The sequence below is a fragment of the Streptomyces ochraceiscleroticus genome (genome assembly GCF_000720485.1).
Lineage (GTDB): Bacteria > Actinomycetota > Actinomycetes > Streptomycetales > Streptomycetaceae > Streptomyces > Streptomyces ochraceiscleroticus.
Map to the genome: position 1 here is coordinate 258,465 of NZ_JOAX01000004.1, position 15,003 is coordinate 273,467.

13 protein-coding genes and 2 pseudogenes are annotated in these 15,003 nt (G+C 70.8%); 10 read left to right on the top strand and 5 right to left on the bottom strand.

Annotated features, from left to right (window positions below; translation table 11 throughout):
- The 7 genes from IG84_RS0107015 to IG84_RS0107045 are packed head-to-tail and all read left to right on the top strand — an operon-like array spanning position 1 to position 7,310.
- The gene (locus IG84_RS0107015) at positions 1 to 765 is read left to right on the top strand and encodes an ABC transporter permease (RefSeq protein WP_051861466.1); all 765 of its coding nucleotides are present in this window, start codon (positions 1 to 3) and stop codon (positions 763 to 765) included.
- The gene (locus tag IG84_RS0107020; RefSeq protein ID WP_051861467.1) at positions 762 to 1,559 is read left to right on the top strand and encodes an ABC transporter ATP-binding protein; all 798 of its coding nucleotides are present in this window, start codon (positions 762 to 764) and stop codon (positions 1,557 to 1,559) included. The genes IG84_RS0107015 and IG84_RS0107020 overlap by 4 nt, the downstream gene beginning before the upstream one ends.
- Entirely contained in the window at positions 1,556 to 2,560 is a 1,005-nt protein-coding gene (locus IG84_RS0107025; RefSeq protein ID WP_031052618.1) for an ABC transporter substrate-binding protein, read from the top strand. The genes IG84_RS0107020 and IG84_RS0107025 overlap by 4 nt, the downstream gene beginning before the upstream one ends.
- Positions 2,561 to 2,567: 7 nt before the next feature.
- Positions 2,568 to 3,671 carry an LLM class flavin-dependent oxidoreductase gene (locus tag IG84_RS0107030; RefSeq protein ID WP_031052630.1) on the top strand — a complete coding sequence of 368 codons (1,104 nt, stop codon included), beginning with the start codon at positions 2,568 to 2,570 and terminating at the stop codon, positions 3,669 to 3,671.
- A complete protein-coding gene (locus IG84_RS0107035) occupies positions 3,668 to 4,708 on the top strand; it encodes an ABC transporter substrate-binding protein (RefSeq protein ID WP_031052632.1) in 1,041 nt (346 codons plus the stop codon). The genes IG84_RS0107030 and IG84_RS0107035 overlap by 4 nt, the downstream gene beginning before the upstream one ends.
- Positions 4,705 to 5,919, top strand: a complete 1,215-nt coding sequence (locus tag IG84_RS0107040; RefSeq protein ID WP_051861468.1) for an acyl-CoA dehydrogenase family protein — start codon at positions 4,705 to 4,707, stop codon at positions 5,917 to 5,919. Before IG84_RS0107035 ends, IG84_RS0107040 begins: the two co-directional genes overlap by 4 nt.
- Positions 5,916 to 7,310 carry an FAD-binding oxidoreductase gene (locus IG84_RS0107045; RefSeq protein ID WP_031052636.1) on the top strand — a complete coding sequence of 465 codons (1,395 nt, stop codon included), beginning with the start codon at positions 5,916 to 5,918 and terminating at the stop codon, positions 7,308 to 7,310. Before IG84_RS0107040 ends, IG84_RS0107045 begins: the two co-directional genes overlap by 4 nt.
- 70 nt (positions 7,311 to 7,380) lie before the next feature.
- Here the strand turns inward: IG84_RS0107045 and IG84_RS37725 are convergent.
- A pseudogene (locus tag IG84_RS37725) lies at positions 7,381 to 8,317 on the bottom strand (SDR family oxidoreductase).
- Between the two features lie 250 nt (positions 8,318 to 8,567).
- Here IG84_RS37725 and IG84_RS0107055 point away from each other — a divergent pair.
- Both IG84_RS0107055 and IG84_RS0107060 read left to right on the top strand, forming a co-directional pair.
- Positions 8,568 to 9,410, top strand: a complete 843-nt coding sequence (locus IG84_RS0107055; protein ID WP_031052641.1) for a helix-turn-helix transcriptional regulator — start codon at positions 8,568 to 8,570, stop codon at positions 9,408 to 9,410.
- Between the two features lie 110 nt (positions 9,411 to 9,520).
- Positions 9,521 to 9,715: a hypothetical protein gene (locus IG84_RS0107060; RefSeq protein WP_031052643.1), complete on the top strand. Its 195-nt coding sequence runs from the start codon at positions 9,521 to 9,523 to the stop codon at positions 9,713 to 9,715.
- A 177-nt stretch (positions 9,716 to 9,892) separates the two neighbouring features.
- On the opposite strand, the gene IG84_RS0107065 is transcribed toward IG84_RS0107060, so the two are convergent.
- From IG84_RS0107065 to IG84_RS41505, 3 genes are read right to left on the bottom strand one after another with little or no spacing between them, the layout of a single operon-like run.
- On the bottom strand, positions 9,893 to 10,537 hold the full coding sequence (locus IG84_RS0107065; protein ID WP_031052645.1) for a hypothetical protein: 645 nt from the start codon (positions 10,535 to 10,537) through the stop codon (positions 9,893 to 9,895).
- Positions 10,538 to 10,541: 4 nt separating this feature from the next.
- A complete protein-coding gene (locus tag IG84_RS0107070) occupies positions 10,542 to 12,770 on the bottom strand; it encodes a CHAT domain-containing protein (protein ID WP_031052648.1) in 2,229 nt (742 codons plus the stop codon).
- A complete protein-coding gene (locus IG84_RS41505; RefSeq protein ID WP_031052650.1) occupies positions 12,760 to 13,572 on the bottom strand; it encodes a hypothetical protein in 813 nt (270 codons plus the stop codon). Before IG84_RS41505 ends, IG84_RS0107070 begins: the two co-directional genes overlap by 11 nt.
- A 372-nt stretch (positions 13,573 to 13,944) precedes the next feature.
- Here IG84_RS41505 and IG84_RS41510 point away from each other — a divergent pair.
- Positions 13,945 to 14,189 (top strand): annotated as a pseudogene (locus tag IG84_RS41510) (IS5/IS1182 family transposase); the annotation flags it as partial.
- A gap of 90 nt (positions 14,190 to 14,279) precedes the next feature.
- On the opposite strand, the gene IG84_RS0107080 reads toward IG84_RS41510, so the two are convergent.
- A complete protein-coding gene (locus IG84_RS0107080; RefSeq protein ID WP_037799436.1) occupies positions 14,280 to 14,924 on the bottom strand; it encodes a TetR/AcrR family transcriptional regulator in 645 nt (214 codons plus the stop codon).
- Positions 14,925 to 15,003: the final 79 nt, after the last annotated feature.

Genomic DNA, 15,003 nt, shown 5'->3' on the forward strand with positions numbered 1-15,003 from the left:
GTGCCACGTGGTGTGCGACGGGTTGCCGGACCCGTCGGGCTGGTGGCTGTCTGGTTCCTGGCAAGCACCACCGGGCTGCTGCCCGAATCCGTGCTGGCCTCTCCGATCGATGTCGTCCAGCGCGCGGTCGACCTCACCGGTACCGGCGAGTTGCCGCACGCCATCGCCGCTTCCGGCCGACGCGCGGCGACCGGCTTCCTCATCGGTGCGGTCGTCGCGCTCGCGCTGTCGCTCGCCGCCGGGCTGTTCCGGCTGGGCGAGGACGTCATCGACGCGTCGATGGGCATGTTCCGGGCGATCCCGTGGGTGGGGCTCATTCCGCTGTTCATCGTCTGGTTCGGAATCGACGAGACTCCGAAGATCGCGCTGGTGGCGCTCGGTGTCACATACCCGTTGTACTTCAACATCTACGGCGGCATCCGGTCCGCCGACGCCCAACTGATCGAGGCCGGCCGGATGCTGGGGCTCGGCCGCATCGGCCTGATCCGGTACGTGATCCTGCCGTCCGCACTGCCCGGCGCGCTGGTGGGGCTGCGGTACGCGCTGTCCACCGCATGGCTGGCCCTGGTCTTCGCCGAGCAGATCAACGCGGACGCCGGCATCGGCTATCTGATGAGCAACGCCCAGCAGTACTTCCAGACCGACGTCATCGTCCTGTGCCTCGCCGTCTACGCAGTGCTGGGGCTGCTGTGCGACTTCGCCGTACGGCTGCTGTCCCGGCGGCTGCTGGCCTGGCGGGCGTCCTTCGAGGGCGAAGGAGAGTGACCACAGTGCACACGGCCGACAGCGAAAAGAGTGAGAACAGCGTCCAGGTGCACGGCCTCAGCCGCGCCTTCAGCGGCACGACCGTCATCGACAGCCTCGATCTCACCATCCGGCAGGGCGAGTTCGTCGCTCTGCTCGGACAGAGCGGGTGCGGAAAGTCGACGCTACTGAAGATCCTCGCCGGTCTCGACGGCGAGGCCGACGGTGACGTGAGCGTGCCGGAGCGCCGGTCGGCGGCCTTCCAGACGCCGCGGCTGATGCCGTGGCTGCGGGTGTGGCGGAACGTCGTGCTCGGCCTGCCCGGCACACCGGACCGGGCGCTCGCCGGGCGCTACCTCGCCGAGGTCGGCATCGAGGACCACGCCGGCACCTGGCCCAAGACGCTCTCCGGCGGTCAGGCCCAGCGCGTCTCGTTGGCCCGGGCGCTCGTCCGTGAACCCGAACTGCTGCTGCTGGACGAGCCGTTCGGTGCGCTGGACGCACTGACCCGCGGCAAGGCCCAGCGGCTGGTGGCCGACCTGTGGCAGCGGCACGGCTGCTCGGTCCTGCTGGTCACGCACGACGTGGAGGAAGCACTGCTGCTGGCCGACCGGGTGCTGGTGATGGACAGCGGGCGGATCGCGTACGAGGCGGAAGTCGGCCTGGAGCGGCCGCGCGACCTCGGCTCTCCCGAGTTCGTACGGCTGCGTGGCGAGCTGCTGGACCGACTGGGCGTCCGCGATGCCGCCGCACGTCACGGAGGCCCGGAGCGACAGCAACGCCAGGAACATCAGAAAGAGGCGACGACCGTATGACCCGCACGACCAGCCGTACGAACCCACGCGCGGTGCGAGTGCTGGGCGCCGCACTGTCGGTCACCGCGCTGCTCGCCGCCACCGCCTGCGGCGGCAGTACTGAGGCGGCGTCCGGTACGGGCACGTCACAGGTGACACTCACCCTCGGCGACCAGGCCAGGAACCTGCAGACCCTCTTCACCGCCTCCGGAGCGTTGAAGGGGACGTCGTACAAGGTGAAGTGGGCGGAGTTCGAAGGCGCCGCGCCGCTCTTCCAGGCCGTACAGGCAGGCGCGGCGGACACCTCGTACGCGGCCGACCTCCCCACGCTGCAGGCGCTCTCCGGCGGGGTGCCGGTCAAGGCGGTGGGCGCGCTGCACAACGATGGCTCGCATACCGGGATCGTGGTCCGCAAGGGCTCGCCGGTGCGGAGCGTCAAGAACCTCAGAGGGAAGAAGGTCGTGGTCTCCTCGGCCAAGGGCTCCATCGCCGAGTACCTGCTTGCGCACGTGCTGGAGCAGGCGGGGCTGCGCTACTCCGACGTCAAGGTCCAGTACCTGCTGCCTACCGACGCCCAGGCCGCCTTCGCCTCCGGGAAGATCGACGCCTGGGCCACCTTCGGCGTCTACAAGGCAGCGGCCGAGCAGCAGGGCGGCCGTCTCCTCGTCAACGGCACCGACGGACGCATCAGCGGCTACGGCTTCCTCGGCGCCTCCGAGAAAGCGCTGGCCGACAAGGGCAAGAAGGCCGCGATCTCGGATTTCCTGCGCCGTCTGGACAAGGCGCTGGCCTGGTCCCGGAAGCACCCCGATGAGTACGCGAAGGCCATCCGGCAGCAGAACGGCGCCTCCGCGGAGATCGCCAGGACGCTGGTGAGCCAGTCCAACAGCGATCTGCTGCCGGTGAGCGACCGGGTGACCCGGGACGTGCAGCAGGTCGGCGACACCATGCACCGCATCGGTGTCCTCACCCCGAATCCGCAGCTCGCCGACCACGTCGACCCCAGCCTCTTCAAGGAGTGACCCCGCCATGCCCGTCGAGTTCATCAGCGCTGTCCACCCCAACCCCGCCACCGAGGGCGACCCCACGGCCGGGTCGGGCATCGACCCCGATTACGCCCGCCGCTACGCCCGTGCCCTGGACGACGGCGGCTTCGACTACACCCTCGTCACGTACCACTCGGCCGCTCCCGACGCGCTGCAACTGGCGCAGTTCGTCGCGAACCACACCGAGCGCATCAAGCCGGTACTGGCACACCGCCCCGGCGTGATCTTCCCGACCCACGCGGCCCGCGCCCTGGCCACGCTGGACCGGATCAGCAAGGGCCGGCTGGCGGTGCACATCATCTCCGGCGGCAACGACGAGGAGCAGCGCCGCGAGGGCGACTACCTGGGCAAGAGCGAGCGTTACGCGCGCTCGGACGAGTACATACAGATCCTGCGCAAGGTGTGGGCGGCGGACGGGCCGCTCTCCCATGAGGGCCCGTACTACCGCTTCGAGGGCTTCCGTTCGGATGTGAAGCCGTACCAGGACACCATCCCCATTTCGGTGGGCGGCTCCTCGGAGGACGCCTACCGGGTGGGCGGGCAGCAGGGCGACATCTTCGGGCTGTGGGGCGAGCCGCTGAAGGAGACCGCGGAGCAGATCGCCTCTGTGAACGTGCACGCGGATGCCGCGGGTCGGCCGCGGCCCCGAATCTGGGTCTCCTTCCGCCCGATCATCGCCCCCACCGACGAGCTGGCCTGGGAGAAGGCGCACCGCATCCTGGGCACGGTCAAGGCCCGGCACGCGGAGCGCGCCGCGCAGCGGCACTATCCGGCGGTCGGCCAGGGCACCCCGGCCAACGTCGGCTCGCAGCGGCTGCTGGCCGCCGCCGAGCGCGGCGAGGTGCACGACCGCTGCCTGTGGACCGCGCCCGCAGCGGCCACCAATGCCGCCGGCGCCTCGACCGCACTGGTCGGCTCCCCGGAAACGGTCGCCAAGGCGCTGCTGGACTACGTCGACATCGGCTGCGAACTGCTCTCCATCCGCGGCTACGACCCGCTCAACGACGCGATCGACTACGGCCGTCATGTCCTGCCGCTGGTCCGCCAGGAACTGGCGCACCGCGCTGCCACGGGAGCGGCCGCGTGAGGGTACTCGGAGTCCGGGCGGCCGGACGCGCACTCTCCCTCGCCGCCGCGGCCGTCCTGCTGACGGGCACCCTCACCGGCTGCGGCGGGCCGGCCAGCGCGGAAGGGGCCGGGGGCAGTGGGGACAGCCTGTCGTCGGTCACCCTGCGGGTGGGCGCGACCGGCTGGAAGCGGGAGGAGGCGCTGCTGAAGTTCGCCGGGCTGGACGACACGCCGTACCAGGTGCGCTGGAGTCTCTTCCAGGGCGGCGACAAGCAGTTGGAGGCGGTGCGTGCCGGGGCGCTGGACGTGGCGGAGTCCAGCGAGATTCCACCGGTCTTCGCCGCCGCCGACGGAAGACCCAACTTCAAGGTGGTCGCCGTACAGCGGGGCAACACGCTCAACCAGGAGGTCGTGGCCCCCAAGGGCTCGAAGATCACAACGATCGCGCAGCTCAAGGGGAAGAAGGTCGGGTACGTCAAGAACACCACAGCGCACTACTTCCTCTACCGGCTGCTGAAGCAGGCCGGGCTCCAGTGGGACGACATCACCGCCGCCCCGCTGGAGCCCGACAAGGGAATGGCCGCGCTCAACGGCGGAGCCGTCGACGCCTTCGCCGGATACGGCAACTCGGTCATCGCCGCCCATCAGCAGGGCGCCCGCACCATCGGCTCCGCCAGGGACATCCTCTCCGGCAACTTTCTGTGGACCGCCTCCGACGGCACTCTCGGCAGCGCGGCCGCGCGCCGGGCGCTGGCCGATCTGCTCGCCCGCATCGACCGCGCGTACGCATACGTCCGCGACGGCCGCGAGAAGGAATTCGCGAAGGTCACCGCCGCCGCGACCCATCAGCCGGTGGACGAGGCGCTGGCGGAGTTCAGATCCGCCGAGGCGCAGCGTCGCACCGAGATGCGGCCGGTGAGCGCCCGGGCCACCGCTTCCCAGCAGGAGGTCGCCGACTCCTTCCATGACCTGGGAGCGCTGCGGCGGACACCGAAGGTGAGCGGCTTCTGGAGCAACGCCCTGAACTCCCCGCTGCGAAAGGCCCTCTCCTCATGACCGCACCCGCTCCTCCCGCCCTGCTCCCCGTCCCCGATCTCTCGGCCCTCGCGCCCGTCACCGAGCGGCTCGCCGCCACCGCCGCCGAGTACGACCACAGCGGCGCCTTCCCCGCCGAGGGCATCCGTGCCGCGCACGAGGCGGGACTGCTCACCGCCACCGTCGGCGAACGGTACGGCGGTCCGGGGCTCGGCGTCGCCGCCACCGCCCGCATCCTGCACGCACTCGGCGCGGGCGACCCCTCGGTCGCGCTGATCACCGCGATGAGCCTCACCATCCACTACCGCCAGGCGGTACGCCCGCACTGGCCGGAGGCGCTCTACGCACGGCTGCTGGCCGACGCGGCACACCGCCCCGTACTGCTCAACCACGTCCGGGGGGAGCCCGAACTGGGCTCCCCCGCGCGCGGCGGGCTGCCCGCGACAGTGGCCCGGCGCACCGCCTCCGGCTGGTGCCTCACCGGCCGCAAGCGCTTCGCCACCGGTGTGGACGGGCTGGACTGGCTACTGGTGTGGGCCACCACCGACGAGCCCACGCCGCGCGTCGGTACGTTCGCCGTGTCCGGCGCGTCCCCGGGCATCGAGGTCACCCACCGCTGGGACCATCTGGGACTGCGCGCCAGCGGCAGCCACGACATCACACTGCACGGGGTCGAGGTCCCGGCCGGGAACGTGGTCGAGATCGCCCCGCACAGCACTGCCGCGGAGCAGGACAATCGCGCGGGTGCCGCCCTCCACCTCCCGCTCGCCGCCCTCTACCTGGGCGTGGCCCGTGCAGCGCAGCAGTACTTCCACCGCTTCGCGCAGGAGCGGGTGCCCGCCAACCTCGGTCATCCTGTGGCCCGTACGGAACGCTTCCGGCGCACGGCGGGCGAGATCGCCCTGCGCCTCGATGCGGCCGAACAACTGGTGTTCGGCGGCGCCGAGCGAGTGGACGCGGCCGATGACACCTACGCACCAGAACACGCCCTGGGCGCCCGCGTCCTGGCCGACCGGCACGCCACCGAGGCGGTCCAGCTCGCCGTCCGCCTCCTCGGCAACCCGGGCCTGACCCGCGACAACCCCCTTGAGCGTCACTTCCGCGACATCCAGTGCGCCCCGGTGCATGCCCCGCAGGCGGACACCGCCCTGCTCACCATCGGCGAGCGGGCACTGGAGACACGGAGCGCCCAGCACGAAAGGGCAGCCCGGCCCGGAAAGGCACCAGCATGACCCTCCCCCTGGCGTCGCGCCCCCGTAACGCCGAAGCGCTGCTGACCGCACTCCGCGGCGAATTGCCCGACGCCGTCCTCACCATCGGCCCCGAGGCCACCGTCCCGTATGCCGCCGACCGTTCCGGCAGCCATGCCGAGGGCGCGCCCCTGGCCGTCGTGCACGCCGCGCACGCCGACCACGTACGGACAACGCTGCGGCACGCCGACGCCCTGCGGATACCGGTGGTACCGCGCGGGGCCGGGACCGGCCTGTCGGGCGGGGCGAACGCGGGGACGGGCAGCGTCGTCATCGACCTGTCACGAATGAACCGCATCCTGGAACTGAACCCGCAGGACCAGCTCGCCGTCGTCGAGCCGGGCGTGATCACCGCCGATCTGGACCGCGCGGCGGGCGAGTTCGGGCTTCGGTACGCACCCGATCCGGCGAGCGCGGCGCTGTCCACCGTGGGCGGGAACATCGCGACCAACGCGGGCGGGCTGCGCTGCGCGAAGTACGGCGTCACCCGGGACGCGGTACTGGGGCTCGACGTGGTGCTCGCGGACGGGACGCCGGTACGGACCGGCCGACGCACCGTCAAGGGCGTCACCGGTTACGACCTGACGGCGCTGCTCACCGGCTCCGAGGGCACCCTGGGCGTGATCACCGCCGCGACCGTACGACTGCGGCCGGTGCCCGAGACGACCGTCACCGTCGCCGCCTCCTTCGACACCTTCGCCGAGGGGGCCGAGGCCGTCTCCGCGCTCATCGCCGCCCGGATCGAACCCGCCATGGCGGAGCTGCTGGACGGGCCGGTGCTGGCCGCCGTGGACGAGGCGCAGGCCACGGATCTGCGGTCGCGCGGCGGCGCCCTGTTGCTCCTGCAGTGCGACGGCCGGGCCGCGGCGGCCGAGGCGGAACTGGCGGTGCCGCTGCTGCGCGACCGGGCGGCCACCGTCGAGATCACCGACGACCCGACGGAGGCCGACCGGCTGCTCGCCGCACGCCGGCTCGCCCTGCCCTCCCTGGAACGGCTGGGACGCGTACTGATCGAGGACATCGCCGTGCCCAGGGCCCGACTCGCCGAAGCGGTAAGGGAAATCACGGCCGCCGGCGAGCGGCACGGCGTACGCATCTTCACCTTCGCGCACGCCGCCGACGGCAATCTCCACCCCATCCTCGTCGTGGACCCGGACCTCCCGGGGATCCCCGACCCGGCCTGGCGCGCGGCGGGCGACATCTTCACCGCGGCCCTCCGCCTCGGCGGCACACTCACCGGCGAGCACGGCGTGGGCACCCTGAAGCAGCAGTGGCTGGGCGCCGAACTCGGCCCGGCACAGCACGCACTGCAGCGCCGTCTCAAGGCAGCCTTCGACCCGCACGGCACCCTCAACCCGGGAAAGGCACTGTGAGCCGGCTGCCGGCCCAGGTCGTTGGCGACGGCCGACCGAGACAGCGTCGCGGTGACCTTGACCTGGTCCGTCACGCGCAGCGCACCCCGGCCAGCTCCTCGGACAGTTCCCAGATCCGATGGGCGTCGTTCGTGCTGCGCAGACGGCTGTAGAGCTTCTGCTGCGCGGGAGGGCCGCCCAGGTGGCCCGGGCCGCTGGGGCCGTAGAACGCTCCGCGTTCGGCGTGCGGCGAGGTAGCCGCGTACAGCGCGGGGAGCGGTGCGGTGCGGACCGTGCCGAAGAGGATGCCGCGGGCGGACAGGGCGCGGATGACGCGTACGCCCCAGGTGTCCCGCGCACGGCCCACTTCGGGGCGGGCGGCGAGCAGGTTCGTGGGGGCGACGCCCGGGTGGGACAGGTTGCTGGTGATGCCCCAGTCACCGGCTGCGCTGCGGCGGTCGAGTTCCCTGCCGAAGAGGCCGAACGCGATCTTCGACTGGCTGTAGGCGCATGCCGTCGTAGGAGCGTTCCCAGTGCAGGTCGTCCCAGTTGACGGCGTTGCGGTTCGCCGCGACGCTGATCTGCGACGTCACGCGCGCCCGACCGGCCCGCAACAGAGGCAGCAGGTGGGCGACGAGGGCGAAGTGGCCGAGGTGGTTGGTGCCGAATTGCAGCTCGTACCCGTCCGCGGTCGTCTGCCGCTCGGGCGGTGTCATGACGCCGGCGTTGTTGACGAGCAGGTGGATCGGGCGGTCCTCCGCCAGCAGAGTCCTGCCCAGCGCGGCCACGGACGCGAGCGAGGACAGGTCCAGCGTACGCAGTGACACGTTTGCTTCGGGGACCTGCGCACGGATCGCGTCGAGAGCCGCCTCGCCCTTGCGCGGGTTGCGGACCGGCAGGAGCACCTCTGCGGCGGCGGCCGCGAGGCGGGTCGCGATGCCGAGTCCGATGCCGTCGCTCGCGCCGGTGACGACCGCGCGCTTGCCGGACAGATCGGGGACGGTGATGTCGAAGTCGGTGCGTGGCATGGGTGAAGCTCCCTCGGTGTCGTTGCTTCCACCGTGACCGAACCCGCCGACGCGGTGCAGGGCCTGCCGATCCCCTGATCCGGAGGTCGTGGCTACGGCGGCCTCCTGCCGTTTCCCCAGGCCGGCACCGGTTGTCGAGCAGGCTGTGCCGCCTCATGCGCCGGAGAGGGGGATCGACAATCCGTGGCTGCGCCACCGCAGCGGCGATAGAAATAGAAGCGGCACAAAAGAGCACACAGGAGAGGACCCAATGGAGATCGATCGGACCGGGCTGGCTGCCTTCCTCCGGCGCCGGCGGGAGCTGCTGCAGCCCGAGGACGTCGGACTCCCGCGGGGACAACGCCGCAGGACCAGTGGCCTGCGGCGCGAGGAGGTCGCGGCACTGTGCCACATGTCTACCGACTACTACGCGCGGCTGGAACGGGAGCGCGGCCCGCAACCCTCCGAGCAGATGGTCGCCTCGATCGCGCAGGGCCTGCGACTGTCCCTGACCGAGCGTGACCATCTCTTCCGGCTGGCCGGACACCACCCACCCGTCCGCGGCGCGGCCGGCGAACACATCGGCCCCGGCCTGCTGCGCATCCTCGACCGCCTCGCCGACACCCCCGCCGAGATCGTCACCGAGCTCGGGGAGACCTTGCGCCAGACCCCGCTCGGCGTGGCGCTGACCGGCGACACCACCCGGTTCACCGGACCGGAACGGAGCATCGGCTTCCGCTGGTTCACCCTGCCGGCCACCCGCGCGCTGTACGCGCCGGAGGACCACGCCCACCTCTCCCGCATGTTCACCTCCGGACTGCGCCAGATCGCCACGCTGAGGGGCCCGGGCTCCCGGGCGGCTCACTACGCCGACCTCCTCCTGAAACGCAGCGAGGAGTTCCGCAGCCTGTGGGACACGCACGAGGTGGGCGTCCGCCCCGCCCAGGTCAAACACTTTCTCCACCCTGAGGTCGGGCCCCTGGAGCTGAACTGCCAGACCCTCCTCGACCCCGACCAGTCACACCACCTGCTCGTCTACACCGCCACCCCCGGCTCCGAAAGCCACGACAAACTGCGCCTGCTCTCCGTCATCGGCACCCGGACAGTCGGCTGACTCCGCCGCGGACGCGGTTACAGACGCGCGGAGGAGGAACCAGCCGCCCGGAGGCCTTCAGGGAAGGCGGCCGGCGCGGCTCCGCATGCGATCACTCCCCATCCGTCACCGTGAGCACCGACGCGCTCCCCAGCCTCACCACCGATGACACCGGCAGCGCTACCGGCCAACTGCTCACCGCCGCCAGCTTCACGCTGCCGCGCAGCCAGCGTCAGCCGTGGAAGACCCTGGGCCGGCCCCGCTTGGTCGACTTCCACGTCCGCATCGACCACGACGGGCAGCACATCGGTGTACCTCCGCCATGAGGAACGACACTCCCGGCTTCACCAGATCAAACGGCCAGCCATCTGAATGCTCTAAGAAGGCTTCCGCATACCGGTCGATGGGCGTGGTCAGTCGAACTGGGTTCTGGATCCTGTGATCGCGGCGGCGTCGGCGCATGAGAACAGGCACTGGTTGCGGTTTTCGTAACGCGGGCCCGGTCAACCGAAGCGGGCGACGGTAGTGGTCGCGTCGCGGCCCACGGCGCGGGTGTTCCAGAGCAGCCCCTGCGCCACGATGTCCGCCTTGATGCCGATGGTGCCGGACAGCGCCGTGCCCCGCGGCGTCTTCGCGACCAAATGCAGCAGCTGCACGCCAGCCAGCGCGTCGGCCCGCGCGGGGTTGAACTCCCAGGCCGCCTCGTCCAGCCCCACGCCGAACGCGAGCACGCTCGGCCGGCGGATGATGTACTCACTGCTCCGCTGGTGATTGGCGGAGATCTCCACGACGTTGGGCTTCAGTCCGGCGCCAACGGAGATGGCGGAGCTGACCTTGATCTCGTCATCGACCCGATCGGGGTCGAGTGACCAGCAGGTGCCGCCCGCCATGTCGATCTCGACCGCCATGAAGCGGACTTTGGTCGCCTCGGTCGGCCGTACGCTCACCGGGATCCGCACGAGTGTGAAGTCGTGGTCGGCGACGAGCTGACTCACCTGGGCGTCGAGGTCCGAACCGGCGAGCTTGACGGCGTCGAACGTGAGCACCTCGCCGATCCGCAGGATGCCGTCGAACCCGGTCTCGGGCTCCATGACCGGCGACGCGAGGTCGAGGTGCAGGTCGTTGCCCGGGATCTCGGTCAGTTCCATGTGTTCACTCCGCTTCCCAATACCGCTCGACGAAGGCCGCCACCGCGTCCACCTCCGTGAGGAAGTTGCCGACGCCCTGGAAGGCCGCCCAGGTCCGCGGGCTCAGACCGCGCGACCGCGCGACCTGCTTGGTCTGATGCAGCGCGTCCAACAGCGTTGCACCGCAAGCGAGCCTCCGGTAGAACTCTGCCACCATCAGCTCCGTCTCGTCCGCCGGCACCGGCCACAGGGTGCCGACGACGCACCGGGCCCCGGCGAACAGGAAGGCGCGGCCGATGCTGATCAGCCCCTCGCCGCTCGATGTCGGCCCAAGCGAGGTGCTGCAGGCCGCCAGGAACACCAGCTCGGCGGTCAGCGGCACCGTCGCGATGTCGGCGACGCGTACGTACACCGGTGCGCCGGCCCCGTCGCACAGCAGCACCGCCGGCTCCTGCCCCGCGTGGGCCGTCGCGTGCGCAGCGACGTGCACATGGGTCGCTGTCGGCAGCGCCGCCCGCAGGGCCGGCCACGTCGCCGCGGGGCCGAGCAACGGCGGCCGCGTCGCGGGGAACAGCCCGGCGATCACCGCTGCCTGCCGCTCGGCGCCCGGCAGGTCGGGCAGGTGCGCGCCAAGCTCGGGTCGCGCCACGACGACCGGCCCCGGCTCGGCGTCGGACTGCTGACCGCGCATCGCTCGCAACACGTGGATGCCGGGCGCGGCGACGACGGGGGCGGCGTCGCCGAGGTACCCGCCGCCTGGCAACGGCAGCGCGTCGAAGGGCAGCGCCCAGAGCGGACCGTCGGGGAGGACAAGTACGGCCCGTGCGCCGCTCGGGTCGATGTCCCGCAGCAGCATCGCCGCAAGCGCCTTCGCGTTGTCCTCCCGCGCACCCCGGCGAGAGGGCGTCGCCAGCAGGTCGAACGTCATGTCCTGGACGAGCGCCCGCAGTCCGTCGGCGCCGATGTCGATCCGACGGGAGCTGAGGTGCCCGCCCCGGCCGTGTATCAGGAAGGTGGCGTTCGGCCCAACGAAGAAGCTCAGCAGCAGCACGTCGGGCGCGGTGGCGCCGACAATGCCTTGCGGATGGAACCGCCCAGGCTCGGGGACCGGCACCAGCGGCGTCAGCGTCTCCGCCCAGTACCGGGCCCGGCCGCGCTCGACAAGCTCGAATGCCTCGTCGATCCACCTCTCGTGCATGCTGAGGTACAGGTGTAGCTCAATGAGCGTGCGGTAGCTGTCGAAGCCGCCGGAGTGCTCGTCCTCGCGGTGGCCGACATTGGGCCGGACCTGCTCGTACAGAGCGATGCCGCGGCGCAGCGCCGCCCGCGCCCGGCGGAAGTCACGCTGCACGAGGCGCGTCAGGGCGATGTGCCGCAGCACCCAGAGGATCTTCAGCGACCGCGGGGTGAGCTGCAGGTACAGCTTCAGCGCCCGCTTGAGGTGGGCGACCGAGTCGTCGAGCCGCCCGGCCCGCTGCAGGACGACGCCGAGGTTGTACTCCGTTATCGCCAGGCTCTCCGACTCCGCCTCGCGGCTGAGCAGGTCGGCGGACTCTGTCAGGTACGCGAGGGCGCGGTCAGGCTCACCGAGGTCGAAGTACAGCATGCCGATGTTGCTGGCTGCGACGCCGGCCAGCTGGAGTTTGCCCGCAGCCTTCGCCCGGCGCAGTGCGTCCTCGAACCGGGCAATCGCTTCGGGCTCAGGCTCGCCGAGGATCGACCGGGCCCACGCCGTGTTGTTCAGCGCCGTGAGGTCGCCGTGCGCCGTCGACAGGAGGCTCAGCAGGGCCTGTGCCTCGGGGTGCTGGCCGCGGTTGTGCAGGAAGTCGGCGTAGTTGGTGCGCAGCGTCTGGATGGCCTCCGAGGCGGCGCCGTCGTCAAGGCCCCCCGCCATCGCCAGCGCCGCGGTGTAGTCCTCCTGCGCGCCGACGAGGTCGCCGAGTGCCTCCTTGGCGAGGGCACGGTTGCCGAGGGCGCGGGCGAGGCTGAGGTTTGGCCCGGCGACCCGGCGGCCCTCGGCAACGCTGCGCTCGGCGTACGCAAGGCTCTCCGGAAACCGGCCGAGGCCGTACGCCGAGACCGCCGCGAAACCGAGCACGGTACTGCGGAACGTCGCGTCCACCTCCGGCTCCATCTCGCGGGCGCCCAGCGCGTCGAGGACGGCCGGCGCGTGCTCGAGCACCTGGTCGTACCGGCGTGCGTCAACGAGGGCCCGCAAGACCAATGCGCTGAACAGCGCAGCCTCAGAGGTCATCGTCGGGGACCTCGTCGGTGAAACGCCCGACCGCCCGGGCCAGCGAGGACTCGTCTTCGGCGGTCCACGACCCGCTTGAGCGCAGCCGCGCCGCCAGCCGGCGGCGGACGTCGAGCCACGCGGCGGTATCGACCGGCGGCGGCAGTCCGCGCAGGAGGACCTTGGCCATGAGCAACGCGCCGTTGGCATCGGCGAGAAGGGCGCACTCGGTGAGCAGCATGACGTGGCCGGTGCGCGGCTCGTCGATCTCGTCCATGTTTCGGTAGTAGTCGGCGAACATGAACATGACCGCTGCGTCGGACATGAGCGCCTGCGTCTGCGACCGGCGCAGGTAGGCCACCGCCGTCTCGTAAGTGAAGCCGTCGTCGCCGAGTTTCATGTCGAGCGCGATGCAGAGGTACAGGAGCCGGTTGCTGATCACGTTGATGTCCTGCGGGCGCCCCCGTAATGCGTGCCGCATCTGCACTGCGGCGTCCCGGATTGCGTCCAGCAGAGGCGCACCCTCGTCATTGGACCGACCGGCAGGCAGTTTGTCGATCAGAAACTCGAGCCAACCCTCGTGCTGCAGGGTGGCGCGGTTGCGCTCCACGAAGGCCACGATCTCGTCGCGCTCGAGGGAACGCTGCGGCAGTCGGTGGACCAGCGCCGCCATGAACAGCGCCAGTCCGCGTTCACCGGTCGCGGCACGCAGGTCAAGGCGGGCCAGCGGATCGTCGGGCAGCATGCTGCCGAACAGCACGTTCGCGATCTCGTCAGGGCTCTTACTGAGTTCCACGCTCACGTACTGATCGCTCGGGTCCACGTTGAGTCCGTAGGTTGCGACGATGTCTGACAGCGAGGATAGCGGCCAGCTCGCACGGCGATAAGGTCTTTTAGTAGGCGCAAACCCTGGCCTGCCTGTGCTTCACGCGCGTGGCTTTCACGATTCACCCGCGTAGAACACCTGGTGAGTCATGGTCAGCACCATTGGAGGTCTCCTGGCTAGGTTGATTACCTGTCAGAAGGCCTCCATATAACGGTCGATGGGCGTGGCCAGTCGAGCAGCCGGTCGGCCGTATCCACTGCGCGGTCGATCACGGCAGGCGGGGTGGACTGTTCCAGCGCGGGCAGGTGCACTCCGTGCGCCTCGTGCAGCGTGCGCAGGTGCGCGGCGGTACGATCCGGGGGCGCCGCCGAGGGCTACGACTACCGCCACCTGCGACGATGATGGGCTGGCCGCGGGATCCGCCATCGCCTGGCCCGCAAGGCACCGCATCCTCGCAGCGGCTGGGTCGGCGCCGCTGGGTCGTGAGGCGCACCGTCTCCTGGCTGTCCGGACGCCGACGTCTCCATCGCCGCTACGCACCCAAGCCCGAGCACTTCCTCGCCTTCGTCGTCTCCGCGGCAACCCTCATCCGCCACCGCCGAATCGCCGAATGAGAACCTCTGACAGAACGAACGGCTCGGCCTCTCAGACGGCCACCATGCGGTGGCGCCGGCCGGGGTCGGCGGGCGAGGGTGCCCTGCTGCCTATGCCGAGGTCTCAGCGCGCGGGTCGGCTTCGTGGGCAGGGCGGAGGGTCTGGGTGAGCCGTTCGAGGTGGGCTCGGGTGCCCGCCAGCAGGTCGGTGCGTCCGTCGGAGAGCACCCACTGCAACTGAAGGCCGTCCGAGACAGCGACGCACTCCCGCGCGACGGCGTCGTAGTCGATGTCCGTGCGGAAGGAGCCGTTGCGAGCGCATGACTGGAACCGTGCACTGAGTTCGCCGACCGTGCGCTCGTAGCGGGCTGCGAAGAGCTCGTGCGCGGCGCTGGAAGGGTCGGCGGCCTCGGCACTCAGCGTGACGAAGAGCTCGATGAGGCCCGGTTCGTCGACGAACCTCTTGGTGATCGCGAGCAGGGTTTCGATCAGCGAGTCGCCGTCCGCCTCGGTCGAGGCGTCCATCAGCGCGGTCGCGACGTCGAAGCGGTGCTCGGCGACCGCGAGCAGCAGATGCTGCTTCGTCGGGAAGTAGTGCAGCAGTCCGGTCGTGGAGATGCCGACGTCCTTCGCGACGCGCGCCATGGAGGTCCGTGCGTATCCGGTCGTCGAGAACAGCTCTGTGGCGGATTTGATGATGCGTTCGCGCCGCTCGCGCCCCACGGCGTAGCTACCCCGGACTCCCGACTTGCTCATGGCTTCAGCGTACGAGCAGACGGGGCCGCTGAAAACCGAACGCGCTGGCTTTTCCTTGAAAGCCGAGTACCTTCGGTTT